This window comes from Massilia jejuensis (genome assembly GCF_042656795.1).
GTDB classification, from domain to species: domain Bacteria; phylum Pseudomonadota; class Gammaproteobacteria; order Burkholderiales; family Burkholderiaceae_D; genus Telluria; species Telluria jejuensis.
In genome coordinates, this window is record NZ_JBHSMS010000003.1 from 106,290 (window position 1) to 131,702 (window position 25,413).

At 64.5% G+C, this 25,413-nt stretch carries 18 protein-coding genes; 10 read left to right on the plus strand and 8 right to left on the minus strand.

Translation table 11 applies throughout. The features are described from left to right. Positions 1 to 188: 188 nt before the first annotated feature. The gene (locus tag ACFPOU_RS00590) at positions 189 to 509 is read left to right on the plus strand and encodes a hypothetical protein (RefSeq protein ID WP_379715583.1); all 321 of its coding nucleotides are present in this window, start codon (positions 189 to 191) and stop codon (positions 507 to 509) included. 319 nt (positions 510 to 828) lie between these two features. Here ACFPOU_RS00590 and ACFPOU_RS00595 read toward each other — a convergent pair whose 3' ends face one another. Genes ACFPOU_RS00595 through ACFPOU_RS00610 form a run of 4 tightly spaced genes read right to left on the minus strand, consistent with a single transcriptional unit; the run spans position 829 to position 3,943 of the window. Continuing rightward, positions 829 to 1,821, minus strand: a complete 993-nt coding sequence (locus ACFPOU_RS00595) for a S49 family peptidase (RefSeq protein WP_379715586.1) — start codon at positions 1,819 to 1,821, stop codon at positions 829 to 831. Positions 1,822 to 1,866: 45 nt separating this feature from the next. Beyond that, positions 1,867 to 2,247 carry a Rieske (2Fe-2S) protein gene (locus tag ACFPOU_RS00600; protein ID WP_379715782.1) on the minus strand — a complete coding sequence of 127 codons (381 nt, stop codon included), beginning with the start codon at positions 2,245 to 2,247 and terminating at the stop codon, positions 1,867 to 1,869. Between the two features lie 5 nt (positions 2,248 to 2,252). After that, on the minus strand, positions 2,253 to 2,912 hold the full coding sequence (locus tag ACFPOU_RS00605) for an HAD-IIIA family hydrolase (RefSeq protein WP_379715589.1): 660 nt from the start codon (positions 2,910 to 2,912) through the stop codon (positions 2,253 to 2,255). Positions 2,913 to 2,962: 50 nt separating this feature from the next. Then, positions 2,963 to 3,943, minus strand: a complete 981-nt coding sequence (locus ACFPOU_RS00610) for an RluA family pseudouridine synthase (protein WP_379715592.1) — start codon at positions 3,941 to 3,943, stop codon at positions 2,963 to 2,965. A 655-nt stretch (positions 3,944 to 4,598) separates the two neighbouring features. On the opposite strand from ACFPOU_RS00610, the gene ACFPOU_RS00615 reads away from it, so the two are divergent. The 4 genes from ACFPOU_RS00615 (at position 4,599) to moeA (ending at position 12,160) form a co-directional block, all read left to right on the plus strand. After that, a complete protein-coding gene (locus ACFPOU_RS00615; RefSeq protein ID WP_379715595.1) occupies positions 4,599 to 7,700 on the plus strand; it encodes an Rne/Rng family ribonuclease in 3,102 nt (1,033 codons plus the stop codon). 117 nt (positions 7,701 to 7,817) lie between these two features. Further along, entirely contained in the window at positions 7,818 to 9,158 is a 1,341-nt protein-coding gene (gene chrA / locus ACFPOU_RS00620; RefSeq protein ID WP_379715598.1) for a chromate efflux transporter, read from the plus strand. Then, on the plus strand, positions 9,151 to 10,260 hold the full coding sequence (gene moaA / locus ACFPOU_RS00625) for a GTP 3',8-cyclase MoaA (RefSeq protein WP_379715601.1): 1,110 nt from the start codon (positions 9,151 to 9,153) through the stop codon (positions 10,258 to 10,260). Before chrA ends, moaA begins: the two co-directional genes overlap by 8 nt. A gap of 22 nt (positions 10,261 to 10,282) precedes the next feature. Beyond that, a complete protein-coding gene (gene moeA, locus ACFPOU_RS00630; protein ID WP_379715604.1) occupies positions 10,283 to 12,160 on the plus strand; it encodes a molybdopterin molybdotransferase MoeA in 1,878 nt (625 codons plus the stop codon). Positions 12,161 to 12,217: 57 nt separating this feature from the next. Here moeA and ACFPOU_RS00635 read toward each other — a convergent pair whose 3' ends face one another. The 4 genes from ACFPOU_RS00635 to ACFPOU_RS00650 form a co-directional block, all read right to left on the minus strand. Then, a complete protein-coding gene (locus tag ACFPOU_RS00635; protein WP_379715607.1) occupies positions 12,218 to 13,537 on the minus strand; it encodes a DNA recombination protein RmuC in 1,320 nt (439 codons plus the stop codon). Then, positions 13,537 to 13,926 (minus strand): group II truncated hemoglobin, encoded by a 390-nt coding sequence (locus ACFPOU_RS00640; protein WP_379715610.1) that lies wholly within the window; start codon positions 13,924 to 13,926, stop codon positions 13,537 to 13,539. The genes ACFPOU_RS00635 and ACFPOU_RS00640 overlap by 1 nt, the downstream gene beginning before the upstream one ends. Positions 13,927 to 13,993: 67 nt before the next feature. Then, complete coding sequence (locus ACFPOU_RS00645; RefSeq protein ID WP_379715613.1) at positions 13,994 to 16,525, minus strand: ABC transporter permease; 2,532 nt, start codon at positions 16,523 to 16,525, stop codon at positions 13,994 to 13,996. Positions 16,526 to 16,528: 3 nt separating this feature from the next. Further along, positions 16,529 to 17,545 carry an adenosine deaminase gene (locus ACFPOU_RS00650; protein ID WP_379715616.1) on the minus strand — a complete coding sequence of 339 codons (1,017 nt, stop codon included), beginning with the start codon at positions 17,543 to 17,545 and terminating at the stop codon, positions 16,529 to 16,531. Between the two features lie 652 nt (positions 17,546 to 18,197). On the opposite strand from ACFPOU_RS00650, the gene ACFPOU_RS00655 reads away from it, so the two are divergent. The 5 genes from ACFPOU_RS00655 (at position 18,198) to ACFPOU_RS00675 (ending at position 25,411) form a co-directional block, all read left to right on the plus strand. Then, positions 18,198 to 20,120 (plus strand): PrkA family serine protein kinase, encoded by a 1,923-nt coding sequence (locus ACFPOU_RS00655; protein WP_379715618.1) that lies wholly within the window; start codon positions 18,198 to 18,200, stop codon positions 20,118 to 20,120. Between the two features lie 219 nt (positions 20,121 to 20,339). Further along, complete coding sequence (locus tag ACFPOU_RS00660; RefSeq protein ID WP_379715621.1) at positions 20,340 to 21,611, plus strand: YeaH/YhbH family protein; 1,272 nt, start codon at positions 20,340 to 20,342, stop codon at positions 21,609 to 21,611. A gap of 15 nt (positions 21,612 to 21,626) precedes the next feature. Then, positions 21,627 to 23,153, plus strand: a complete 1,527-nt coding sequence (locus ACFPOU_RS00665) for a SpoVR family protein (protein ID WP_379715624.1) — start codon at positions 21,627 to 21,629, stop codon at positions 23,151 to 23,153. Between the two features lie 554 nt (positions 23,154 to 23,707). Then, on the plus strand, positions 23,708 to 24,376 hold the full coding sequence (locus ACFPOU_RS00670) for an energy transducer TonB (RefSeq protein ID WP_379715628.1): 669 nt from the start codon (positions 23,708 to 23,710) through the stop codon (positions 24,374 to 24,376). An 84-nt stretch (positions 24,377 to 24,460) separates the two neighbouring features. Then, positions 24,461 to 25,411: a MotA/TolQ/ExbB proton channel family protein gene (locus ACFPOU_RS00675; RefSeq protein ID WP_379715632.1), complete on the plus strand. Its 951-nt coding sequence runs from the start codon at positions 24,461 to 24,463 to the stop codon at positions 25,409 to 25,411. Positions 25,412 to 25,413: the final 2 nt, after the last annotated feature.

Sequence of the window (25,413 nt, forward strand, 5' to 3'; positions counted from 1 at the left end):
GCGGCAAAGGCGGCGCTCTTCCTGCTCTTCTGTTTCCATGAAGATTGGAACTAGGCACCCGTTTGCGATAAATCAATCGTATTGGGTGATCCGTTGATAGACTTCAACTCCATTAGGAATCGACCTACAGCGCGTCCGCATTGGATGAGGAACCGCTAGGACTAATTACTCAACACACAGAGGACGACATGCAAGCAGCGAAACTAGTGCCCTACGATGCCGCCACCCCCACCGTCGCCTCGGCCTCGGTCCGGGCTGCGCGCCTGTCGCTGGCGCGCGCTCAGTGCGCCAACTTTCCTACCCGCCTGGCGCTGGCGCGCTGGACCAGCGGCGGCAATGCGCCGCATGTGCATGGACATAGCAATCCGCCGCTGCGCGCCGCCTGGTTTGCACGGGCGCAGCGCGATTTCCAGGCCTGGCTCGAAAAGGGCGGGTTCGTCCAGCATGAAGAGCCGGCAGCCGAAGACGGCGCCGCGCCAACCATGCAGGCTGGCCTGCGCCACCCGTAATTTCAGCCGCGCTGCCCGTGCGCGCCGGATCTCCCCGCCGATTGTGTGCGGCGCGGACAAATCGCGCCGATTACATGCGGACGCACAAATGAAAACGACGGCTTGCGCCGTCGTTTTCGCTCCCGGGAAGGGCTGTTACTCTGAGGAAATGAATTCACTCGAAACCGCACGCATGCGGGTAGTAGCGTCACCAGATTTAAACGATTGCGAACAGGTTGGCACGTGTTGTTGATCGCCCTCCTGGAAAGAACTACAAGGTTCACTATAGTCCATATTGCGGAACATTCAAGGATATATTGAGCACAATCATTGAGCACAATCAGTTAAGTTTAGGAAGTGTCGAGCGCGACATTGCCTTCAGCGCCCCCTCGCCCACCGAGGCACCGAACTTCTTCAAGACCCGCTCCGGCAAACCTTCGTGCGCCGTATAGTCGACGATGTCTTCGGCTTTCACGATATCGCGCGCGACCGTGTCGACTGTGCCGAAACCGTCGGCCAGGCCCATGTCGACCGCTTTCACGCCAGTCCAGTACAGGCCCGAGAACATTTCCGGGGTTTCCTTCAGGCGCGTACCGCGGCCCGTGCGCACCACCGTGATGAATTGCTGGTGGATCTCGTTGAGCATTTCCTGGGCGTGCGCGCGGTGCTTGTCGGACTGCGGGCTGAACGGATCGAGAAACCCCTTGTTCGTGCCCGCCGTCATCAGGCGCCGTTCGACGCCGAGCTTGTCCATCGTGCCGGTAAAGCCGAAACTGTCCATCAGCACGCCGACCGAGCCGACGATGCTGGCCTTGTTGACGTAGATGCGATCGGCCGCGGCGGCAATATAGTAGCCGCCCGAGGCGCAAATTTCGTCGACCACGACATACAGCGGCTTGTCCGGATAGCCGCGCTTCAAGCGCAGGATCTCGTCGACGATGATGCCGGCCTGTACCGGACTACCGCCGGGGCTGTCGATGCGCAGCACCACGGCCGCCGAGCCGGCGTCGGCAAATGCCTTGTTCAGCGAAGGGATGACATTGTCGGCCGCGCCGCTGCCTTCCGCTTCGATCTCGCCGTTAATTTCGATCAAGGCGGTGTGGCGGCCCAGGTTTTCGTCGTCGCTGCCGAAGCTCAGGTCGAGGTAGGTCCAGAGGCCGACCACGACGACGGCGAGGAAGGCGAGCCGGAAGAAAATGCTCCAGCGCCGCGCCGAGCGCCGCTCCTTGATCGTGGCGAACACGAGTTTTTCAAGCGTGTCGCGTTCCCAGTTGCCCGCCGTCGGGTTAGCGGTGAAATGCTCCTCGCCGTCGTTCTTGATATGTTCGCTCATTAAGGTTTCTCGAGGCCCCGTGAGTTGAATGAATACAGCTTGATATCAGGTGCCGGCCGCCAGGCCGACCTGCCCGTCCGGCAGCCAGTACACCTTGCCGTCATGCTCGCGCACCGCGATCGGGCGCAGCTTGCCGCCGCGGCAGGGACCGCCCGCGCAGGCGCCGGTGTCGGGCTGGTAGACGGCGCCATGTGTCGCGCACATGAGGAATTCACCGCTCGACTCGAAAAACTGGCCTTGCACCCAGTCCAGTTCCATCGGCACATGCGCGCAGCGGTTCAGGTAGGCATACGGCGCGCCCCGGAAGCGCACGACGAAGCCGGTGGTCGCCTCGCCGAAGACGGCCACCGGAAAGCGCACGCCCTCCCCGCCGTCGACCAGCAGGTGCGAATCGCAGATCGGCACTTCGGGCATCGCCTGGGACATCGACGTCACGCGTACTCGGCCAGCCAGGCGTGCAGCTCGACCGCGGAGCGGGCCGAATACAGCGGACGGCAGGCTTGCAGCTGGTCGACCGGATGCGCGCCGTACTCGACGGCGATGGCGGCGGCGCCGGCGTTTTTCGCCATCAATAAATCGTGCGTGGTGTCGCCGATCATCACCGTGCGCCGCATGTCCTGGCCCAATTCGCGCGTCAGCTCCTGCAGCATGGCCGGATGGGGCTTGGAAAACGTTTCGTCGGCACAGCGCGTGGCGTCGAACAGCGACAGCAGTCCGGCCGCGTTCAGCGCCCGGTTCAAGCCGACACGGCTCTTGCCCGTCGCCACAGCCAGGAAATAGCCTTGCTGGGAAAGTTCGTTCAACATTTCTCGAACGCCCTTGAACAACACCAGTTCGTGGTCTTTCGTCAGGAAATGGTAGCGGTAGCGCTCGACCATGCGAGGGTACATCGCCGCCGGCATGTCGGGCACGGCGGCCTGCATCGCCTCGGGCAGGGCCAGGCCGATGACATGCGAGGCGGCTTCGTCGCTGGGCACCGGCAGGCCGAGGTCGCGCGCGGCCGCCTGGATGCACTTGACGATGGCGACCGTGCTGTCCATCAGCGTGCCGTCCCAATCGAAGACGATCAGATCAAATTGCTTTCTTGGCATTTCTTCCGGCCTGATGCCGGCTCCTCTTATTTACCTCGTCAACCGACGGTTCAATTCATTGCTTGCCCTAAGCTTAACAAGAAACGGTCACATTCCGCAGGCAAGGGTGCTTGCAAGGTCATCGGCTTGCCGGATTCCGGATGCGCGAACGTGATTTTATAGGCGTGCAGAAACATTCGACGCAAGGCGCCGCGCCGCGCGTCGGCCTTTTGGAATTGCTTGTTCAAGGTGAAGTCGCCGTATTTCTCGTCGCCGAGGATGGGAAAACCGGACGAGGCCAGGTGCACGCGAATCTGGTGGGTGCGCCCGGTTTTCAGTTCCGCTTCGAGCAAGGCGACATTTTCCCATTTGCGCAGCAAATTGAAGATCGTATGCGATTCCATGCCGCCGGCCTGGACCACGACGCGGCGCTCGCCGTCGGGCGTCGAAAATTTATGCAGCGGCAGTTTCACGTGCTGGCGCTTGTTGATCCAGTCGCCGGCCACGGCGGCCAGGTAACGCTTGTCGGTCAGTCCATCGCGCATCTGCTCGTGCAAATTGGTCAGCGCCGAGCGTTTTTTCGCCAGCAGCAGCAATCCCGAGGTTTCGCGGTCGAGCCGGTGCACCAGTTCGAGGAACTTGGCGTCCGGGCGCGCGGCGCGCAGCTGTTCGATCACGCCATACGACACGCCCGAGCCACCATGCACGGCCACGCCGGCCGGCTTGTCGATCACGAGTAGATGCGCGTCTTCGTGGACGACGCGAAATTCGGCGCCCGGCACCGGTGCGGCATGTGTCTTTTCCGCCAGGCGGATCGGCGGAATGCGCACCAGGTCGCCTTCGACGAGGCGGTACAACTGGTCGATACGGCCCTTGTTGACGCGCACTTCGCCGGAACGCAGGATGCGGTAAATGTGGCTTTTCGGTACGCCCTTACAGACGCGCAGCAGGTAGTTATCGATGCGCTGTCCAGCTTCTTCTTCGGTGATCGTGACGAAAGTTGCAGCTAACGCCTGTGATGAAGGGGGAACCACGCCGTTTTGCATCTTCATGTGGACTGTCTTCCCAGAAATTCTCTCTAAGTCCTTCATTTTGAATATATAATCGACAGGCGGCGGTCAAACCTCTGCAGGTGTAAGAATTAAAACGATATTTTACACAGGGGCGCGCTCCATCGGCCCCGCAGGCATGCAAATTCGATGGAAAAAACGTGTACGCACATTCCTGCGTCGATCAGGGTTGCACCGCAGTTGTAATCGGATCGCGTGCAGGAGTGCCGGATTGGATTGTTTGGAACTGTAAGGATAAGTACCGGCAAGCTTGCCCCGGCAAGCTCGCTGGTTGATGGTGTCGATAACGCTTGTCGTTTCGCCCGACCCGTTGCAAGCCTCCTGCTCAAGGCTTGAAAGACAAGGCTGATTAATTCGCCTGTCGTCGAAGTTTTGTGTGTTCGCTGTAAACGGTCAGGCTGGTAGTTGCGCGCACCGCCCCCCCTGTCGTGCCGCTCGATGAGCGCCCCGGGTGCGGCGTGCCCTCGGCATGACGATCGATTCCATTTGCGCCCCGTTGCGGCAGCGAGCCCCTTGCGTCGCTCTGCCGCACGCCCGGGCATACCCCCCTCCAGCTCTCCCCTCCCGCGTATGTCCCTATAGTATTGCCGCCCTGGCAAGGCGGCTTTGGAACGGCCCATGGGCCGCGGAGTCAATAATGAAACGTATGTTGTTTAACGCAACGCAGCAGGAAGAATTGCGCGTTGCTATCGTCGATGGCCAGAAACTGATCGACATCGATATCGAAACGGCCGGACGCGAACAGCGCAAGTCGAATATCTACAAGGGTGTCATCACCCGCATCGAACCCTCCCTCGAAGCTTGCTTCGTCAGCTATGGCGAAGACCGCCACGGCTTCCTCCCCTTCAAGGAAGTTGCCCGCACTTATTTCCGTGACGGCGTCGACGTGCGCAATGCCTCCATCAAGGAAGCGCTGCGCGAAGGCCAGGAAATCATGGTGCAAGTCGAAAAGGAAGAACGCGGCAACAAGGGCGCCGCCCTGACCTCGTTCATCTCGCTGGCCGGCCGCTACCTGGTATTGATGCCGAACAACCCGCGCGGCGGCGGCGTGTCGCGTCGCGTCGAAGGCGAAGAGCGCCAGGAACTGCGCGAGACGATGGACAAGCTGGACCTGCCGCAAGGCATGTCGGTGATTGCCCGTACCGCCGGCATCGGCCGCAACGTCGAAGAACTGCAGTGGGACCTGAATTACCTGATGCAACTCTGGCGCGCGATCGAAGGCGCCGGCAAGTCGGCGTCGGGCGCCTTCCTGATTTACCAGGAATCGTCGCTGGTCATCCGCGCCATCCGCGATTATTTCCAGCCCGACATCGGCGAAGTCCTGATCGACACCGACGACATCTACGAGCAGGCCCAGCAGTTCATGAGCCACGTGATGCCGGACATGGCGCACCGCGTCAAGCGCTACAGCGACGACGTGCCGCTGTTCTCGCGCTTCCAGATCGAACACCAGATCGAAACGGCCTACGCGCGCACCGTGCCGCTGCCCTCGGGCGGCGCGATCGTCATCGACCATACCGAAGCGCTGGTCTCGATCGACGTCAACTCGGCACGCGCCACGCGCGGCTCGGACATCGAGACCACCGCCTTCAACACCAACTGCGAAGCGGCCGACGAAGTGGCGCGCCAGCTGCGTCTGCGCGACCTGGGCGGCCTGATCGTCATCGACTTCATCGACATGGAAGTGGCGAAAAACCAGCGCGAGGTCGAAACCCGCCTGAAAGACGCCCTGCACCATGACCGTGCCCGCGTGCAAATGGGCAAGATTTCGCGCTTCGGCCTGATGGAACTGTCGCGCCAGCGCCTGCGTCCATCGCTGTCCGAAGGCTCGCACGTGACCTGCCCGCGCTGCTCGGGCACCGGCCACATCCGCGACACCGAATCGTCGGCCCTGCAAGTCCTGCGCATCATCCAGGAAGAGGCGATGAAGGAAAACTCGGCCACGATCCATGTGCAAGTGCCGGTCGACGTTGCCGCTTTCCTGCTCAACGAAAAGCGCGGCGAAGTCCTCAAGATTGAAAACCGCCACCGCATCACCGTGATCCTGGTGCCGAACAAGCACCTCGACACCCCGCACTACAAGCTCGAGCGCATCAAGCACGACGATCCGCGCCTGGAAGAAGCGGCCGCCAGCTACACGCTGGCCGAATCGGCCGAAACCGACATGGCCTACAGCAAGCGCCAGAAGGAAGAAGCCAAGCCGCGCCAGGAAGCCGTGGTCAAGACCATCACCCCGGCCCAGCCGGCGCCGGTGGTCGACCGCAGCGAAGCGGCGAAACCGGTCAAGCCGGTCGAGGCGCCGGCCGCACCGGTCGCGCCCGCCGCACCCGAGCCGGTCGGCTTCTTCGCCAGGATCAAGGCCTTCTTCTTCGGCGAGCCGGAAGTGGCCGCCCCCGTCGTGGCCGAGCCGGTCAAGCCTGCGGCACCGGCGCCGGCCGAGCGCGGCGAGCGCAGTGCGCGCGCTCCGCGCTCCAGGAATGGACGCAACGAGGGCCGTACCGGCAAGCCGGAACGTACCCGCGAAGAGCGCGAGACGGTCAAGGCAGGCGTCGACGAGGCCGTCAAGGCGGGCGACGAAGGCAAACCGGCGCGCCCCCCGCGTCCGCCGCGCGAGCCGCGCGCTGCGCGTGAAGCGCGCGAAGGCGCCGAGGTCCAGGCCGCTCCGCGCGCCGAACGCGCGGAGCGTCCGGAACGTGCCGAGCGTCCGGAACGCACCCCGCGCCAGCCGCGCGAACGCGCCGAACGCCAGCAGCCGGTCGAAGCCAAGCTCGAAGAACTGGGCGTGACCACCGCGATCGCGACGCCTGAATCGGAACTGTCGACGACGTCGCCGCACGGCGACGTGCTCGAGCACGCCGTGAAAGCCGTGGCCAGCAGCGGTCCGCAGGGCGAAGAAACCGAGGGCGAAGGCGACGAGCCGCGCCGCCGCCGCCGCCGCGGTGGCCGCAACCGTAACCGCCGCGACCGCGACGGCAACGAGATCGAGCCGGGCGAACATGGCGAACACGAAGGCACGCCGGCATTCATGCCGGTCGCCGACGAGGAAGCCGCGAAAGTCGCCGCCGCCGAGAAGACCGGCCGTGGCCGTGGACGTGGCGAAGGCCGCCAGCAGCACGCCGCCAGGCTGACGCCGTGGCCCTTCCCGACCGCCGCATCGGTCGCCGCGGCGCAAGCCCAGGCGGCCGCCAACGCCGCGCCGGCCCCGCAGCCGGCCCCCGCGCCGGCGCCGTCCTTCGGCGTGCCGGCCGCGACGGGCCAGGCCTGGTTCTTCCCGACGGCCGCATCGATCGCCGCGGCCAAGCCGGCGGCGCAGCCGGCGCAAGCCGCCGCGCCTGCGCCGGTGGCCGAGGCGCCGGTTGTCGAGGCCCCTGCCGCGCCGGCACCGGCGCCGGTCCTTGAGGCCCATGCCGCGCCGGCACCGGTGGCTGAAGCGCCCGTCCCGGCACCTGCACCTGCACCGGCACCTGCGCCAGCACCTGCACCTGCATCGGCACCTGCGCCGGCACCTGTACCTGCGTCGGCACCGGCACCGCAGCTTGCCGTGGCGCCGGCCGCCGCCGACCTGGGCGACGTGCTCGGCGCGGCCGGCCTGACGCTGGCCGCGACCGATCCGGAAAAGCTGCGCGCAGCCCAGGAAGCGGCCGCCCAGGCAGCCGCGCCGGTGCGCGTCGGCCGTGCCCGCAAGCCGGCGCCGAAGCTTGCCGACGAGCCGCTGGTCCAGGTCGACACGCGCCAGTAAGCGCCGCGTCGATCGGCGAAAAGGGAAGCCGCGTGCTTCCCTTTTTTATCTCAATTCCTTATAGCCGAACCCTGGCTGAACCATAGCTGAACCATAGCTGAACCATAGCTGAACCGTATGACCGACCATGCAGCGCCACAGCCGGTTTCCCTGCGCACCGCCTTCCTCTACTGGCTCAAACTCGGCTTCATCAGCTTCGGCGGCCCGGCCGGACAGATCGCGCTGATGCACGCCGAACTGGTCGAGCGCCGCCGCTGGATCTCCGAGGGCCGTTTCCTGCATGCGCTGAACTACTGCATGCTGCTGCCCGGTCCGGAGGCGACCCAGCTGGCCGTCTATATCGGCTGGCTGCTGCACCGCACGCGCGGCGGCATCATCGCCGGCCTGCTGTTCATCCTGCCTTCGCTGCTGATCCTGATCGGACTGGCCTGGATCTATCTTGCCTTCGGGCACCTGCCCTTCGTGAGCGGGATCATGAACGGCATCAAGCCGGCGGTGGTGGCCATCGTGCTGGCTGCCGCCTGGCGCATCGGCAGCCGCACGCTGCGCAACAGGGTCCTGATCGCGATCGCGGTGGCCGCCTTTGTCGCGATCGCGCTGCTCGAGCTGCCCTTCCCGCTGATCGTGCTGGCGGCGGCGCTCTGCGGCGTGGCCGGCGCCCGCCTGCGTCCGGCCGCGTTCCAGCCGGGCGGCTCGCATGCCGCGCGGCACGCCGATGCCGCGCTGCCGCGGCCGCGCGCGCTCATCGACGACGACACGCCCACGCCCGAGCACGCGCGCTTTTCGCGGGCGCGCCTGGCGCTGGTCGTCCTCATCGGCGTCGGCCTGATGCTGTCGGCCTGGCTGATGCTCGCTTACTGGGGCGGCGTGCGCGGCACGCTGGCCCAGATGGGCTGGTTCTTCACCAAGGCGGCCCTGCTCACCTTCGGCGGCGCCTACGCCGTGCTGCCGTATGTCGTGCAAGGCGCGGTCGAGCACTACGGCTGGCTCACGGCGCCGCAGATGATCGACGGCCTGGCGCTGGGCGAAACCACGCCCGGCCCCCTGATCATGATCGTCGCCTTCGTCGGTTTCGTCGGCGGCTGGACCCAGTCCGTGTTCGGCGCGGCCGCGCCCTGGCTGGGCGGCATCGCCGGCGCGAGCGTGGCGGCCCTGTTCACCTTCCTTCCCTCCTTCGTCTTCATCCTGGCCGGCGGTCCGCTGGTCGAGTCCACGCGCGGCAACCTGCGCCTGACGGCGCCGCTGACGGCGATCTCGGCGGCGGTGGTCGGGGTGATCGCGAGCCTGGCGCTCTATTTCGGGCGCGAGGTGTTTTTCGCCGGCGGCAGCGCCCAGCCGCAGGCGATCGTGCTCGGCCTGCTGGCGGCGATCGCCCTCTTGCGCTACAAGGTCGGCACCATCAGCCTGCTCGCCGCCTGTGCGTGCGCTGGCCTCGTGCTATCGTATTGGCATGTCTGAAAAAATCATCATGCTCCACGACCTGCGCGCGCCCGCGCTGGCCGTCCCGGCGGCACCCGCGGCGCCCGTCGGCTACCTGGCCGATGCCCTGGCGCGTCCCTTGCACGACTTGCGCATTTCGGTCACCGACCGCTGCAATTTCCGCTGCGTGTACTGCATGCCCAAGGAAGTGTTCGGCAAGGATTATCCCTACCTGCCGCACGGCGACCTGCTTTCCTTCGAGGAAATCACGCGCGTGGCGCGGCTGTTCGTCGAGCACGGCGTCGAGAAGATCCGCCTGACCGGTGGCGAGCCGCTGCTGCGCAAGAACCTGGAACATCTGGTGGCGATGCTGCGCGCCTTGCCGACGCCCTCGGGCCGCCCGCTCGACCTGACCCTCACGACCAACGGCTCGCTGCTGGCGCGCAAGGCGCGGGCACTGAAGGAGGCGGGCTTGGACCGCGTCACGGTCTCGCTCGACGCGCTCGACGACGCCGTCTTCAAGCGCATGAACGACGTCGACTTCGCGGTGGCCGACGTGCTGGCCGGGATCGAGGCGGCGCACGCCGCCGGACTGGGTCCGGTCAAGGTCAACATGGTCGTCAAGCGCGGCAGCAACGACGACCAGATCGTCCCGATGGCGCGCCATTTCAAGGGTTCGCCGACGATTCTGCGCTTCATCGAATACATGGATGTCGGCGCCTCGAACGGCTGGAACATGGATGAAGTCGTGCCTTCCGGCGAAGTGGTGCGGCGTATCGGTGCCGAGCTGCCGCTGGCGCCGGTTGCCGCCAACTACACCGGCGAGACGGCCGCGCGCTGGCGGTATCTCGACGGCGGTGGCGAGGTCGGCGTCATCTCGAGCGTGACCGGCGCCTTCTGCAAGGATTGCAGCCGCATGCGCCTGTCGACCGAAGGCAAGCTCTACACCTGCCTGTTCGCCACCCGCGGCCACGATTTGCGCGCCCTGCTGCGTGCCGGCCACGGCGACCTGGCGCTGAGCGGCGCGATCGCCGCGGTGTGGCGTGCGCGCACGGACAGGTATTCGGAAACGCGCACGGACGCGACCCGGGCGCTCGAGCCCGGCACACGCAAAGTCGAAATGTCCTATATCGGTGGATAACCCAGGCGGTGGCTACAACATAATGACTCAACAAGCATCGATCAGCGGGCTGATCCTCGCGGGCGGACGCGGCACGCGCATGGGCCAGGTCGACAAGGGCCTGCAGCCCTTCCGTGGCAAGACCATGGCGGCGCACGTCCTCGAGCGCCTCGCGCCGCAAGTGGCGAGCGTGGCGATCAACGCCAACCAGAACCTCGATACCTATGCCGCGCTCGGCGTGCCGGTGTGGCCCGACGACCTGGCCGGTTTCGCCGGACCGCTGGCCGGCATGGAAGCCGGCATGCGGCGCTGCCAGACCGAATTCCTGCTCACCGCGCCCTGCGATTCGCCCTTCCTGCCGCCGGACCTGGCCGCGCGCCTGCTGGCCGCGCTGCGCGCGCAGGATGCCGGCCTGGCGTTCGCCATGACCCAGGAGCCGGGCCGGCGCCCGCAGCCGCATCCGGTGTTCTGCCTGGTCAAGGCATCGCTGCTGCCGATCCTGTCGCAATACCTGGCCGAGGGCGGACGGCGCATGGATGGCTGGTACAAGGACGTGAAGGCGATCGAAGTGCGTTTCGAGGATGCCGACGCCTTCCGCAACATCAATACGCTCGACGAACTCCACAGCCTCGACACGCCCCGGGCGCCGCGGCTGGCGGAAGTGACGAGCTGCCTGTCCGGCTACGATCCCGACGCGCTGCCGGTGAAGGACGCGCAGCGCATCATCCGCGCCTTCGTGCAGCCCGTGCGCGCCGTCGAGCAGGTGGCCTTGCGCGCGGCGCTGGGCCGCGTGCTGGCGCGCGACATCGTCTCGCCCATCGACGTGCCGGCGCACGACAACTCGGCGATGGATGGCTATGCGCTGCGCGGGGACGACCTGCCGGCCGAAGGACAAACGCGCCTGGCGGTGATCGGCACGGTCTACGCCGGCAAGCCGATGGACGTGGCGCCCGGCCCCGGCCAGTGCGTGCGCATCATGACCGGCGGCGTCATGCCGGCCGGCTGCGACAGCGTGATTCCGCAGGAATTCGTGGCCGACGAAGGCACGGACGCGATCGTCGTCGCGGCCGGCGTGCTCAAGGCCGGCGACAACCGGCGCTTTGCCGGCGAAGACTTGAAGGCGGGCAGCGCGGCCCTGCGTGAAGGGAAGATCATCCGCCCGGCCGACCTGGGCCTGGTCGCCTCGCTCGGTATCGCGGAGGTCCCGGTGCGGCGCCGCCTGCGCGTGGCCTTCTTCTCGACCGGCGACGAGCTGCGTTCGATCGGCCAGCCGCTCGACGAGGGCAGCGTCTACGACAGCAACCGCTATACGATCTACGGCATGCTCGAACGCCTGGGCTGCGACATCGTCGACATGGGCATCGTGCGCGACGACCCGGCCGCACTGGAAGAGGCGCTGCGCAGCGCCTGCGAAAACGCCGACGCCATCATCACCTCGGGCGGCGTCTCGGTCGGCGCGGCCGACTACACCAAGCAGATCATGGCGCGCCTGGGCGACGTCACCTTCTGGAAGATCGGCATGCGCCCAGGGCGGCCGCTGGCCTTCGGACGCATCGCCTCGAACGGGCACGGCGCCTTCCTGTTCGGCTTGCCGGGCAATCCGGTGGCGGTGATGGTCTCGTTCTACTTCTTCGCGCGCGAGGCGCTGCTGCGCATGATGGGCGCGGACGCGCCCCTGCCCCTGCTGCGCGCCCGTTCGGCCGGGGCGATCCGCAAGAAGCCGGGACGCACCGAATACCAGCGTGGCGTGCTCACGCATGGCGAGGACGGCATGCCGCAGGTGCGCATCACCGGCTCGCAAGGCTCGGGCATCTTGCGCTCGATGTCGGAGGCCAATTGCATGGTCGTCTTGCACGATGGCCAAGGCAATGTCGCGGCCGGCGACATGGTCGACGTCCTCATGTTCGAAGGCCTGGTGTAACCAGCGCCGCGGCGCCGGCCGAAGGGGCCTGGACCGGGCCGATTCGGCGCCGGCCGCTCACTCGTCGCGCTCGGCCTCCGGCCCCAGCATGAGTTGCGCCGCTTCGCTCGGCAGCGCCTCCACCGACTTCAGCTTCCTGGCCATCTGGCGGCTGCGCACCTCGGCATTCTCGATGTTCTTCGCCGCCTTCTCCAGCGTCAGCTTGGTCGCGGCCAGCACGTCGCCGAACTTGCCGAACTCGGTCTTCACCGCGCCCAGCACTTGCCACACTTCCGACGAGCGTTTTTCCAGCGCCAGGGTGCGAAAGCCCATTTGCAGGCTGTTGAGCAGGGCCGACAGGGTCGACGGGCCGGCGATCGTCACCCGCAGCGTGCGCTGCAGGTCGTCGGCCAGGCCCGGGCGGCGCATGACCTCGGCGTACAGGCCCTCGGTCGGCAGGAACAGGATCGCGAAATCCGTCGTCTGCGGCGGCGAGACGTATTTTTCGCAGATGGTCCTGGCCTCGGTACGCACCGCGCGCTCGAGCTCGGCGCCGTATTTCGCCACGCCCTCGGCGTCGGCCCGGTCCTGCGATTCGAGCAGGCGTTCGTACTGCTCCTTCGGGAACTTGGCGTCGATCGGCAGCCACAGCGGCGCGCCGCCGTCGACCACGCCCGGCAGCTTGATCGCGAATTCCACGCGCGCATTCGTCCCCAGCACGGTCTCGACGTTCTTCGCATACTGGTCGCCCGTGAGCACCTGCTCGAGCAGCATCTCGAGCTGGACTTCGCCCCAGGTGCCGCGCGTCTTCACGTTGGTCAGCACGCGTTTCAGGTCGCCCACGCCGATGGCCAGCTGCTGCATTTCGCCCAGGCCCTGGTGCACCTTTTCCAGCCGTTCCGAGACCTGGCGGAACGATTCGGTCAAGCGCGTCTCCAGGGTCGTGTGCAGCTTTTCGTCGACCGTCTGGCGCATCTCTTCCAGGCGCTTGGCGTTGTCGGCCTGCAGGTCGCGGATCTTGTGCTCGAGCGTGGCGCGCACCTCCAGCATGCGCTGGGCGTTCGATTCGGTGAGGTTGCTTAATGTCTGCTGGAGCGTGTCGGCAAAGCGTTTCAAGGAACGCGCCTGCTCCTCGCGTCCGCCGGCCGCGTGCAGCTGCATCTGCTGGCGCATGCTGTCGAGGTTCTGGACGGTGGCGCCCTGGTGCTGCATCATGTGGCCGGCCAGTTCCTGGCGCGTGGCCTGGGCGCTGTGCTGGAGTTCCTGGCGCAGTTCGCGTTCGAGGCGCTCGAAGGCGAAACCGCCGCCGTCGCGGCGGCCGCGCAGCAGCAGCATTAGCTGCAGCGCAATCACGGCCAGCACGGCCACCAGCAGGACGGCAAATTCGAATGTGGACATCAGTCGGCCTTGTTGCGCATCCAGTCGGCGGTCTGGTAGAAGGACTGCATCAGGCGCATGCGCAGGTCTTCGTCGATGCCGATGTCTTCCATGGCCCAGGCCATCGCGCGCAGCCACTGGTCGCGTTCGCTCGTGCCGATGCCGAAGGGCAGGTGGCGCGCGCGCAGGCGCGGATGGCCGTGGCGCTCGACGAACAGGTCGGGACCGCCCATCCAGCCGGAAAGGAACATGAACAGCTTGTCGCGCGAACTGTCGTTCGGCTTGGGATGCAGGGCGTGGATGCCCGCAAACTCGGGCTCCAGCTCCATCAGGTCATAGAAGCGGTCGACCAGTTCGCGCAGGCGCGCTTCGCCGCCGATGATTTCGTACAGGGTTCGGTTCTCGGACATGGCGTCATGATAGCGCACGGCCGCTCCGGCGGGGGAGCGGCCGTGCGGTCTCGGTCGAGCGGCCCGCTCACGCCTCGCGCAGCGTCTGCAGCGGCGGCTGGCGCAGCACGCTGCGCAGGCCCAGCCAGCCGCCGACCAGCGCGCACGCGGCCCCGACCGCGACCCCCGCCAGCCACACGCCCGGTTCGAAGCTCCAGGGGAACTTGAACTGGTAGGTCGCCAGCGCCCAGCCGAGCAGGGCCGCGCCGCTCGCGGCCAGCAGACCGGCCAGGCCGCCGACCAGCACGAACTCGATGCGCTGCGCCTGCGCCAGCTGCCTGCGCGTCGCGCCCAGCGCGCGCAGCAGGCCTGCCTCGCGCGTGCGCTCGGACTGGGAACCCATCAAGGCCGCGTACAGCACCAGCACGCCCGAGGCGAGCGTGAACAGGAACAGGAACTCGACCGCGACGACGACCTGGTCGACCACGTCCTGCACCTGGCGGATGATGCCGCTCACGTCGATCACGGTCAGGTTCGGATAGGCGCGCGCCAGCGTGTTGGCCAGGTCCGCGCCCTGCTGCGGCAGGTGGAAGGCCGTCATGTAGGTGGCCGGGGCATTGACCATCGCTTGCGGATTGATGATGACGAAGAAGTTGGCGCGCATCGAACCCCATTCGAGCTTGCGCAGGCTCGTCACCCTGGCGTCGACCACGCTGCCGGCCATGTCGAAGCGCATGACGTCGCCCAGCTTCAGGCCGAGCGTCTTGGCGATCCCCTGCTCGACCGAGGCTTCCGACACGCCCGGCCCGTCGCGATACCAGGCACCGGCGACGATCTCGTTGCCTTCCGGCGCCTGCGCCATCGTCGACAGGTTGAATTCGCGGTTCGCGAGGCGGCGCGCGTCCTCGCTCGTATAGGTGTCGCGCGTGACGGCCTTGCCGTTGACCGCCGTCAGGCGGCCGCGGATCATCGGGTACAGCACCGGCTGGTCGACGCCGGCGGCGGCGATGCGGCGCGCCACCTCGTCCTTCTGCTCGGGCATGACGTTGATGACGAACCGGTTCGGCGCGTTTTCCGGCGTGGCGCGCTGCCAGGCCGCGACCAGGTCGCCGCGCACCACGGTCAGCAGCAGCAGCGCCATCAGGCCCAGCGCCAGCGAGACGACCTGCACGATGGTCGCGCCGGGGCGGCGCTGCAGCGAGGTGACGGCGAAGCGCCAGCCCTGGTGCGTCGACAGGCCGCGCAGGCGGCGCAGCAGTTTCAGGGCCAGCCAGGCGGCCAGCGCGAATACCGCGAAGCCGCCCAGGAAGCCGCCGGCGGTCGTCAGCGCCAGCTTGACGTCGCCGGCCTGCCACAGCAGCAGCGCGACGAAAACGCCTATTCCGAGACCGTAGGTGGCCAGCGCCATCGGCTGCGGCGCGGCCTGTTCGCGCCGGATCACGCGGTTGTGCGGCACGTTCCTCAATTGCAGGACCGGCGGCAGCGCGAAGCCGACCAGCAGCAGCATGCCGGTGGCGATGCCCTGCAAGGCCGGCAAGGGCGAGACCGGCGGCAGGTCGGCCGGCAGCAGCGTGCCGATCAGCTGCAAGAGCACGAAGTGGGCGCCGAAGCCGACCAGCACGCCGATGATGCTGCCGGCCAGGCCGACCAGGGCGAATTCGACCAGGTACATGGCGCCGACGCCGTTTTGCGTCATGCCGAGGCAGCGCAGCATGGCGCAGGCGTCCAGATGGCGCTGCATGAAGCGGCGCGCCGCCATGGCGACGGCAACCGCCGCCAGCATCGCCGACAGGAGACCGACCAGCGACAGGAAACGGTCGGCGCGTTCGAGCGTGGCCTGCATCTCCGGGCGGCCGTTCTCGATCGATTCGATGCGCACGCCCTTGACGTTGTCTTGCGCGATGCGCGCGCGCAGCCAGGTTTCGAATGCGCGCACGCGCGCCAGGTCGTTGTTCGAGGGCGCCGCCACCAGCAGCCTGTGGGTCACGCGCGCGAAGTCGTCCACCAGGCCGGTCGATTTCAAATCGGGTAGCGCCAGCATCACGCGCGGCGCGAAGTTGGCGAAGGAAGCGCCGCGGTCGGGTTCGGCCGCGACCAGCTGGGCGATCGTGAAGCGGCGCTCGCCCACCTGCAGCGCGTCGCCCACCTTCACGTTCAGGGCCGGCAGCAGGTTGGCGTCGACCCACACGGTGCCGGGCGCCGGAATCGACCGGGCCGCGACGCCGCGCGCGGCGCCGGCCTGCGCGGGATCGGTGGTGATGCGCAGGACGCCGCGCAGCGGATAGCCTTGCGAGACCGCCTTGATCGAGGCCAGCTGGGCCCGCGAAGCCTCGCCTTCCCCGCCTTGCGCCATGCTGGGGAAGGTGACGGTATCGGCCAGCAGCAGGCCGCGCCGTTCGGCTTCCTGGCGCCAGGCGGGCGGCACCGGGTTGTCGGCATTGACCAGGAGGTCGGCGCCGAGCAGCTGGTTGGCGTCGCGCGCCAGGGCGGCGCGCATGCGGTCGATGAAGAAGCCGCTCGACGACAGCGCCGAGACGGCCACGATCAGCGCCACCAAGAGAAAGCGCAGTTCGCCCGCGCGCCAATCGCGCGCGGTCATGCGCAGGGCCTGGGTCAGCATCGCTCAGCTTCCTTGGCGGGCGGCGAAGAAGTCGTCGACCTCCGCCAGGTAGGCACGCTTTTGCTCCGGTCCGAGGAAGGCCGCGCTGAAGCTGTTGCGCGCCAGCTGGCGCGCGTGCGTGGCGTCCAGCGGCAGCGCGTCGAAGGCGGCGATGAAATTGTCGTTCATGTAGCCGCCGAAATAGGCCGGGTCGTCCGAATTGACGGTCGCCACCAGGCCCTTGTCGAGCAGGGTGCGCAGGTTGTGGCTGCCCATCACGTCGAAGACGCGCAGCTTGACGTTCGACAGCGGGCAGACCGTCAGCGCCATCTGCTCGCGCACCAGGCGCTCGACCAGCTCCGGGCTCTCCAGGCAGCGCACGCCATGATCGATGCGTTCGACATTGAGGACGTCGAGCGCGCTTTCGATATAGGCCGGCGGCCCCTCCTCGCCCGCGTGCGCCACCAGGCGCAGGCCGAGCTGGCGGGCGCGCTCGAAGACGCGCGCGAATTTTTCCGGCGGATGCCCCACTTCGGACGAGTCGAGGCCGACGCCCAGGATCTTGTCGCGGTGCGGCAGCGATTCGTCCAGCGTGGCCAGGGCCTCGTCCTCGGACAGATGGCGCAGGAAGCACATGATGAGCGAGGCGCTGATCGGCCCGTCCTGGCAGGCGCGCCAGATGCCGTTGACCACGGTCTCGAACGGCACGCCGCGCGCGGTATGCGTCTGCGGATCGAAGAAGATCTCGGCATGGCGCACGTTATCGCGCGCGGCGCGCGCAAGGTAGGCGGCGGTCATGTCGTAGAAATCCTGCTCGGCCAGCAAAACGCTGGCACCGGCGTAATATATGTCGAGGAAGGACTGCAAATCGGTAAAAGCGTAGGCCTGACGCAACGCCTCGACCGACGGATAAGGTAACGATACGCCGTTCCTTTGCGCCAGCGCAAAGATCAGCTCCGGCTCGAGCGAGCCCTCGATATGGATGTGCAATTCGGCCTTCGGCATCTGTTCAATGGTCCGGCGCAGCTGCTCGTTCAGCATGGAGGTTCTCCGTCAAAGGCGGTTGTTCAGGGCAAGGCCGAACAGTGTACCGCATGCCGCCGGGGCGCTGTTTTCATTGGATAAACCACTGAAACGAGCGGCTTTGGCGTGCGCCACCGGCCTGCCGGATCGTGCACTATCGATTCAGGGCTTTTGTCACCCCAGCAGTAAAGACGTAGGGAAATAGCTATACAGAATGGATAAACAATTTCACGGAGTCAGCTGTTTCAGCGCTGGCGAAATGATCGTCAAATACATTTTTTCCCGTGAATAATCAAACACTTACATGTGTTACAAACGCGAAATCGATCGTGCTTTGACTTCGGGAACTAATAGGCACATAATAAATTTCAGAAACATAAAAAGACCCTTTCTTCCACGGGACACCCGGCCACAAGCCGGTTCAAAAAAGAACAATCCGCCTGAGTCGCCGCGCGCGTTAGCGGCGCTACCAGGACGACCCGCCTAACGGGTGGAACTTCGCGAAACCGTCGCGATCGGATTTTGCTGACAAAGGTCGGCTGACATCTGGCGCGGCAGCAGGTCTAACGAGGTATCCGTAACTACGCCAAGAAAATCGGGCCTTTGGGCAGTCGGCTTCATGCCGCCTGTCGTGACAGTGATCGTTGTTTGCACACTAAAGGACATGCACATGACCATTTTTGACAACTACGCAGCCCGTTACGAGCGCACCCGCGAAGAAGAATATTCCCTGTCCGAATATCTTGCCCTCTGTAAGAAGGACCCGCTGACCTATGCCAGCGCGCCGGAACGCATGCTGGCGGCGATCGGCGAGCCGAAGCTGGTCGATACGCGACTCGATCCGCGCCTGTCGCGCATCTTTGCCAACAAGGTCATCAAGGTCTATCCCGCCTTCCGCGAGTTCTACGGGATGGAGGAAGTGATCGAGCAGGTCGTCTCTTACTTCCGCCACGCGGCCCAGGGCCTGGAAGAGCGCAAGCAGATCCTGTATCTGCTGGGACCGGTCGGCGGCGGCAAGTCGTCGATCGCCGAAAAGCTCAAGCACTTGATGGAACAGGTGCCCTTCTATGCGATCAAGGGTTCGCCCGTGAACGAGTCGCCGCTCGGCCTCTTCAACGAGGACGAGGACGGGGTCATCCTGGAAGAGGACTACGGTATCCCGCGCCGCTACCTGCGCTCGATCCCGAGCCCGTGGGCGGTCAAGCGCCTGCACGAGTTCGGCGGCGACATCAACAAGTTCCGCGTCGTCAAGCGCTACCCGTCGATCCTCAAGCAGATCGCCATTTCAAAGACCGAACCGGGCGACGAAAACAACCAGGACATTTCCTCCCTGGTCGGCAAGGTCGACATCCGCAAGCTCGAGGATTACTCGCAGGACGATCCGGACGCCTACAGCTATTCCGGCGGCCTGTGCCTGGCAAACCAGGGCCTGATGGAATTCGTCGAGATGTTCAAGGCCCCGATCAAGGTGCTGCACCCCTTGCTGACGGCGACCCAGGAAGGCAACTACAAGGGCACCGAAGGCTTCGGCGCGATTCCCTTCGAGGGCATCATCCTGGCGCACTCGAACGAATCGGAATGGAAAACCTTCCGCAACAACCGCAACAACGAGGCTTTCCTCGACCGTATCTACATCGTGAAGGTGCCCTACTGCTTGCGCATTTCCGACGAGATCAAGATCTACGATAAGTTGGTGCGCAATTCCTCGCTCGAGAAAGCCCCTTGCGCGCCCGGCACGCTGCGCATGATGGCGCAGTTCGCGATCCTGTCGCGCCTGAAGGATCCGGAAAACTCGAGCATCTACTCGAAGATGCTGGTCTACGATGGCGAGAACCTGAAGGATACCGATCCGAAAGCCAAGTCGCTGCACGAATACGTCGACTACGCCGGCGTGGACGAGGGCATGAACGGCTTGTCGACCCGCTTCGCCTTCAAGATCCTGTCCAAGGTCTTCAACTTCGACAATACCGAAGTGGCCGCCAATCCGGTGCACCTGCTGTACGTGCTGGAGCAGCAGATCGAGCGCGAGCAGTTCCCGCCCGAGCTCGAGCAGCGCTATCACTCCTACATCAAGGAGCACCTGGCGCAGCGCTACGTCGACTTCATCGGCAAGGAAATCCAGACCGCCTACCTGGAGAGCTATTCGGAATACGGCCAGAACATTTTCGATCGCTACGTGACCTTCGCGGACTTCTGGATCCAGGACCAGGAATTCCGCGACCCGGACACGGGCGAGAGCTTCGACCGCGAATCGCTCAACGCCGAGCTGGAAAAGATCGAGAAGCCGGCCGGGATTTCGAACCCGAAGGATTTCCGCAACGAGATCGTCAACTTCGGCTTGCGGGCCCGGGCGACCAACGGCGGCAAGAATCCGGCCTGGACCAGCTACGAGAAGTTCCGCACCGTGATCGAGAAGAAAATGTTCTCGAATACCGAGGAACTCTTGCCGGTCATTTCGTTCAACGCCAAGGCCAGTGCGGAAGACGCGACGAAGCATGCCGACTTCGTCAACCGCATGGTCGAAAAAGGCTACACGGCCAAGCAGGTACGGCTCCTGTGCGAATGGTATCTGCGTGTGAGGAAGTCGTCCTAAGCGCAGCTGCGCGGGCAGCGCCGCCAACACGCGCTGCCCGTCCGGCTCCATGAATGTGCCGCAAGCATCGAAAGCGTCGGCACATGACGCGCCAGCCGTCGTTTCGCGCGTTTTTGGGTACCCTGCCAGGCGTGCATCACCCGCTTACGCACGCCGCGTATTAAGATAGGGGGACCGCGCGAACAGGCGGTCCGTCGCGGTTTTAACAGGAGGCATGTTTTGACTTACCTCATCGACCGACGCTTGCAGGGCAAGAACAAGTCCGCGGTGAACCGTGAACGCTTCCTGCGCCGCTACAAGGCGCAGATCAAGGATGCGGTCGGCCGCGCGATCAAGGGCCGCTCGATCACCGACATCGAGAACGGCGAAAAGGTCTCGATCCCCGTCAAGGACGTCAACGAACCGCATTTCGGCCACGCCCATGGCGGCGTGTGGGAAACCGTCAACCCCGGCAATACCGAATACCAGAAAGGCGACCAGTTCAACCGGCCGCGCAGCGGCGGCGGCGGTTCCGGCCGTGGCCGCGCCGGCAACAGCGACCAGACGGTCGAGGACGATTTCATTTTCGAGTTGTCGCGCGAAGAGTTCATGAATTACTTCTTCGAAGACCTCGAACTGCCGAACATGGTCAAGACCCAGTTGACGCAGACGATCGACTTCAAGACCCAGCGCGCCGGCTACAACGTCTCCGGCACGCCCTCGAACATCCATGTGCTGCGCTCGCTGCGCGGCGCGCTGGGCCGGCGCATCGCGGTCGGCGGCCCGAGCCGGCGCGCGGCAGGCGAACTCCAGCTCGAACTCGAAGCCTTGTTCGATGCCGAGGTCCCCGAGGACGATCCGCGCGTCCTCGAACTGAGGAAGAAAATCCATCACCTGCACACGCGCATCAACGCGATTCCCTTCATCGATCCGTTCGACCTGCGCTACAGCAACCGCATCAAGGTGCCGAAACCGAGCACCCAGGCCGTGATGTTCTGCATCATGGACGTGTCCGGTTCGATGGATGAAACGCGCAAGGACACCGCGAAGCGCTTCTTCATCCTGCTTTACCTGTTCCTGAAACGCGTCTACGAACGCATCGACGTCGTCTTCATCCGCCACCACACGGCCGCGGCCGAAGTCGACGAGGACGAATTCTTCCACTCGCGCGAGTCCGGCGGCACCGTCGTCTCCTCGGCCCTGCACCTGCTGCAGAAAGTCATCGGCGAGCGTTATTCGAGTTCCGACTGGAACGCCTATGTTGCCCAGGCCTCGGACGGCGACAATTGGGACAACGATTCTTTGCTGTGCAAGCAATTGCTCGACCACGGCATCATGCCCAAGGTGCAATACTATACCTATGTCGAAATCACCGACGGGCCGCCGCAGAACCTGTGGGAGCAATACACCGAGGTCGCCGCGCACCATGCCAATTTCGCGATGCAGAAAATCGTGACGCCGGCCGACATCTATCCGGTCTTCCGCGAGCTGTTCAAGAAGCAGCCCAAGTAAAGCAGAGGCACGCATATGCCAGACGACCTCATCAAAAACCCCCGTGCCCTGCCCGAACAGTCGGAGTGGACCTTCGACCTGATCGAGCAAGCCCACGAGGAAATCCGCCGCGTGGCCAGGAAATTTGGCCTCGACACCTACCCGAACCAGCTCGAGATCATCACCGCCGAGCAGATGATGGATGCCTACACCTCGGTCGGCATGCCGGTGTCTTATAACCACTGGTCCTTCGGCAAGCACTTCCTGTCGACCGAGAAGAGCTACAAGCGTGGCCAGATGGGCCTGGCCTACGAAATCGTCATCAACTCCAATCCCTGCATCGCCTACCTGATGGAGGAAAACAGCCTGACGATGCAGGCGCTGGTCATCGCCCACGCCGCCTACGGGCATAACTCCTTCTTCAAGGGTAATTACCTGTTCCGCACCTGGACCGACGCCGAGGCGATCGTCGACTACATGGTGTTCGCAAAGAACTATATCGCCGAGTGCGAACAGCGCTACGGTATCGATGCCGTCGAAGACTTGCTCGATTCCTGCCACGCCATCCAGAATTACGGCGTCGACCGCTACAAGCGGCCGGCCAAGCTGTCGGTGGCACAAGAAGCAGCGCGCCAGAAAGAACGCGAAGAATATGCACAGTCGCAGGTCAACGCCCTGTGGCGCACCGTGCCGCGGCGCGAGGAAGAAGAACGCAACGCCCCACCGCCGCGCTTTCCACTCGAGCCCGAGGAAAACCTGCTGTACTTCATCGAGAAGTACGCGCCGCTGCTCGAACCCTGGCAACGCGAGCTGGTCCGTATCACGCGCAAGATTTCGCAGTACTTCTATCCGCAGCGCCAGACCCAGGTCATGAACGAAGGCTGGGCCACCTTCTGGCACTACACCATCTTGCAGGAACTGTATAAAGAGGGCATCGTCGGCGACGGCTTCATGCTCGAATTCCTGCAAAGCCATACCAATGTCGTCTACCAGCCGGCGGCCACCAGTCCCTATTACAGCGGCATCAACCCCTACGCACTGGGCTTCGCGATGATGAGCGACATCCGCCGCATCTGCGAAAACCCGACCGAGGAAGACCGCGCCTGGTTCCCGGACATGGCGGGCAGCGACTGGGTCAAGACGCTCGACTTCGCGATGCGCAATTTTAAGGACGAAAGCTTCATCGCCCAATACCTGTCGCCCAAGCTGATCCGCGACTTCCACTTCTTTGCCGTGCTCGACGACGACCGCAGCGACAAGCTCACCATCTCGGCCATCCACGACGAAGCCGGCTACCGCTATGTGCGCCAGCAGCTGGCTGAGCAGTACAACATCGGCAACCGCGAACCGAACATCCAGGTCTGGCAGGTCAATACCCGCGATGACCGGGCCCTGACCCTGCGCCACACCCAGTTCCAGCGCCGCCCCCTGAATGCCCAGTCGCAGGAAGTGCTCAAGCACGTTGCCCGGCTCTGGGGCTTCGACGTTCGCCTGGAAACAGTCGATACCAGCGGGCATGTCGTCAGCTTCCTCGACTGCCGGCGCGAAAAGCGCCATCGCTGATTTTTGTAGTCAAATTACAGCTTTTAGACAGGGCAGCGCCGGTACGGTCCCGGCGCTGCCCGAAGGCAAGCTTAGCACTGACGCAGGTCAAGTCATCACGTCTCGGCTGCGAGCCACCACCTCCCCTCCTCCCCCCTTGCCCCGTGTTCGCGCTTATTCTGTTCGCTGGCGAACGCCTGGCTGCGCCAGAATTGGCTATAGTTTGCGAAAGCTGAGCATCGCACTATATGTTATTTGTAAATTGGCAAATTTGGCATGCAATATTCGGCGAAATACTTGTTTTTACACATCTTCTACAGTGCATTAGTATCAGGCTGCAATGTTGTAATTTTGTATATGGTTTGGCTGGGTTTTTGCGCACCGTTTTGAGGCTTGGAATTCGCCGTATCGCTTGTTTTTACAGGCATTTATGCCCGTTTCAGTGCGTCAAAAATACCTGTGCAAAAAAGAATTCGTAGGTATAATTCGCCGATGTCCCGGATACGGCCTTGTCTGTTCGTCGTGTTTTGTGGGTTTAGTAGCAACAAAAAGAGTTGGTATTGGAGAAAGCAGGCATGAATTTTTCACATGAGAAGGAACCGGGGAAGAACATCACTGGTATCACCATTGTGGTCCTGTTGCACGTCCTGGTCGGCTGGGGGATCCTCAATGGTCTCGGAACAAAGGTGATCACGAAGGTGCAGGAAGCAGTGGAAACGAAGTTGATCGAAGAGGTGAAGCCACCACCGCCACCGGAGACTCCTCCGCCGCCGCCGCCGCCTGAAATGAAGGCGCCGCCGCCTCCGTTCATCCCGCCGGTCGAGGTGCAGGTACAGCAGCCGCCGCCGCCGCAGAACGCAATCGCGGCCACGACGAGCACGCCGCCACCGACGACCAGCCTGGCTCCTCCGGCACCGCCGGCGCCACCGGCGGCCGCGCCGGCAGCAGCACCGGCGGGTCCTAGCCGTACCGCGGCAGTGGCTGACTTCAGTACCTGTGCAAAACCGGAATACCCGAAGGCCTCGGCTCGTAACGAAGAAGAAGGCACGACGACGATCTCGTTCCTGATCGGCGTCGATGGTCGGATGGTCGATTCCAAGATCACGAAATCGAGCGGTTCCCGTGATCTTGACCGCGCAGCGCAGTCTGCAATCGGCAAGTGCCGCTTCAAACCGGCGATGGTCAATGGTCAGCCTGAACAGGCATGGGTCCCAGTACAGTACGTCTGGTCGCTGGAACAATAACCGAGACAGAAGATCGTCTCACAACTATGATTTTCGTTGTCTTTGGATCAGCGAACTGTCTATTTTTATATTTCTGGAGGAAGCATGTTTAAGAATACCCGTTTGTCCGCTGTACTGGCGGCAGTCCTGTTCTCGGTGACGGCAGCATCGGCCCTGGTCTCGGCACCAGCCTTCGCTGACGCACCGGCAGCAGCCGCTCCGGCAGCCGCAGCACCGGCAGCCGCAGCACCGGCAGACGCAGCAGCAGCTCCGGCCGCTGACGCAGCCGCCGCGGCACCCGCAGCCGAAGGCGCTGCGCCTGCCGCTGCCGCTGGCGAGACCAAGGAAGAAGTGCACAACCCATACGGGTTCCAGGCCATGTGGGAAGAAGGCGACTTCGTCAACAAGGGCACCATCATCATCCTGTCGCTGATGTCGATGGGTTCGTGGTACATCATCATCACCAAGCTGATCGACCAGTCGAAGATCATGCGCCAGTCGAAGGAAGTTTCCCAGAAATTCTGGAAAGCCAACTCGATCGCTGCTGGTTCGGCTGCCCTGAAAGAAGGCTCGCCATTCCGCTTCATCGCTGAAACCGGCACCAAGGCGACCCAGCACCACGACGGCGCCCTGCTCGAGCAGATCGACCTGTCGACCTGGGTCACGATGCAAGTTCAGCGCGCCGTGGACCGCGTTCAGTCGCGTCTGCAAGATGGCCTGTCGTTCCTGGCAACCGTCGGTTCGACCTCGCCGTTCATCGGCCTGTTCGGTACCGTCTGGGGTATCTACAACGCACTGGTCAACATCGGTATGTCGGGTAACGCATCGATCGACAAGGTTGCAGGTCCAGTCGGCGAAGCACTGATCATGACCGCCTTCGGCCTGTTCGTCGCCGTTCCAGCCGTTCTGGGTTACAACTGGCTGGTGCGCCGCAACAAGTCGGCCATGGAAGATGTCCGTTCGTTCAGCGCCGACGTGCACTCGGTCCTGGTGTCGGGCGCGATGAACACCTCGGAAGCCGCACGCGCTGCGACGTCGGCCAAGAAGATTGGATAAAT

What these genes read in the sequence shown, in the direction of transcription:
- ACFPOU_RS00590 (WP_379715583.1), top strand. Translation starts at nt 189, where the DNA reads ATGCAAGCAGCGAAACTAGTGCCCTACGATGCCGCCACCCCCACCGTC.
- ACFPOU_RS00595 (WP_379715586.1), bottom strand. Translation starts at nt 1,821, where the DNA reads ATGAGCGAACATATCAAGAACGACGGCGAGGAGCATTTCACCGCTAAC.
- ACFPOU_RS00600 (WP_379715782.1), bottom strand. Translation starts at nt 2,247, where the DNA reads ATGTCCCAGGCGATGCCCGAAGTGCCGATCTGCGATTCGCACCTGCTG.
- ACFPOU_RS00605 (WP_379715589.1), bottom strand. Translation starts at nt 2,912, where the DNA reads ATGCCAAGAAAGCAATTTGATCTGATCGTCTTCGATTGGGACGGCACG.
- ACFPOU_RS00610 (WP_379715592.1), bottom strand. Translation starts at nt 3,943, where the DNA reads ATGAAGATGCAAAACGGCGTGGTTCCCCCTTCATCACAGGCGTTAGCT.
- ACFPOU_RS00615 (WP_379715595.1), top strand. Translation starts at nt 4,599, where the DNA reads ATGAAACGTATGTTGTTTAACGCAACGCAGCAGGAAGAATTGCGCGTT.
- chrA (WP_379715598.1), top strand. Translation starts at nt 7,818, where the DNA reads ATGACCGACCATGCAGCGCCACAGCCGGTTTCCCTGCGCACCGCCTTC.
- moaA (WP_379715601.1), top strand. Translation starts at nt 9,151, where the DNA reads ATGTCTGAAAAAATCATCATGCTCCACGACCTGCGCGCGCCCGCGCTG.
- moeA (WP_379715604.1), top strand. Translation starts at nt 10,283, where the DNA reads ATGACTCAACAAGCATCGATCAGCGGGCTGATCCTCGCGGGCGGACGC.
- ACFPOU_RS00635 (WP_379715607.1), bottom strand. Translation starts at nt 13,537, where the DNA reads ATGTCCACATTCGAATTTGCCGTCCTGCTGGTGGCCGTGCTGGCCGTG.
- ACFPOU_RS00640 (WP_379715610.1), bottom strand. Translation starts at nt 13,926, where the DNA reads ATGTCCGAGAACCGAACCCTGTACGAAATCATCGGCGGCGAAGCGCGC.
- ACFPOU_RS00645 (WP_379715613.1), bottom strand. Translation starts at nt 16,525, where the DNA reads ATGCTGACCCAGGCCCTGCGCATGACCGCGCGCGATTGGCGCGCGGGC.
- ACFPOU_RS00650 (WP_379715616.1), bottom strand. Translation starts at nt 17,545, where the DNA reads ATGCTGAACGAGCAGCTGCGCCGGACCATTGAACAGATGCCGAAGGCC.
- ACFPOU_RS00655 (WP_379715618.1), top strand. Translation starts at nt 18,198, where the DNA reads ATGACCATTTTTGACAACTACGCAGCCCGTTACGAGCGCACCCGCGAA.
- ACFPOU_RS00665 (WP_379715624.1), top strand. Translation starts at nt 21,627, where the DNA reads ATGCCAGACGACCTCATCAAAAACCCCCGTGCCCTGCCCGAACAGTCG.
- ACFPOU_RS00670 (WP_379715628.1), top strand. Translation starts at nt 23,708, where the DNA reads ATGAATTTTTCACATGAGAAGGAACCGGGGAAGAACATCACTGGTATC.
- ACFPOU_RS00675 (WP_379715632.1), top strand. Translation starts at nt 24,461, where the DNA reads ATGTTTAAGAATACCCGTTTGTCCGCTGTACTGGCGGCAGTCCTGTTC.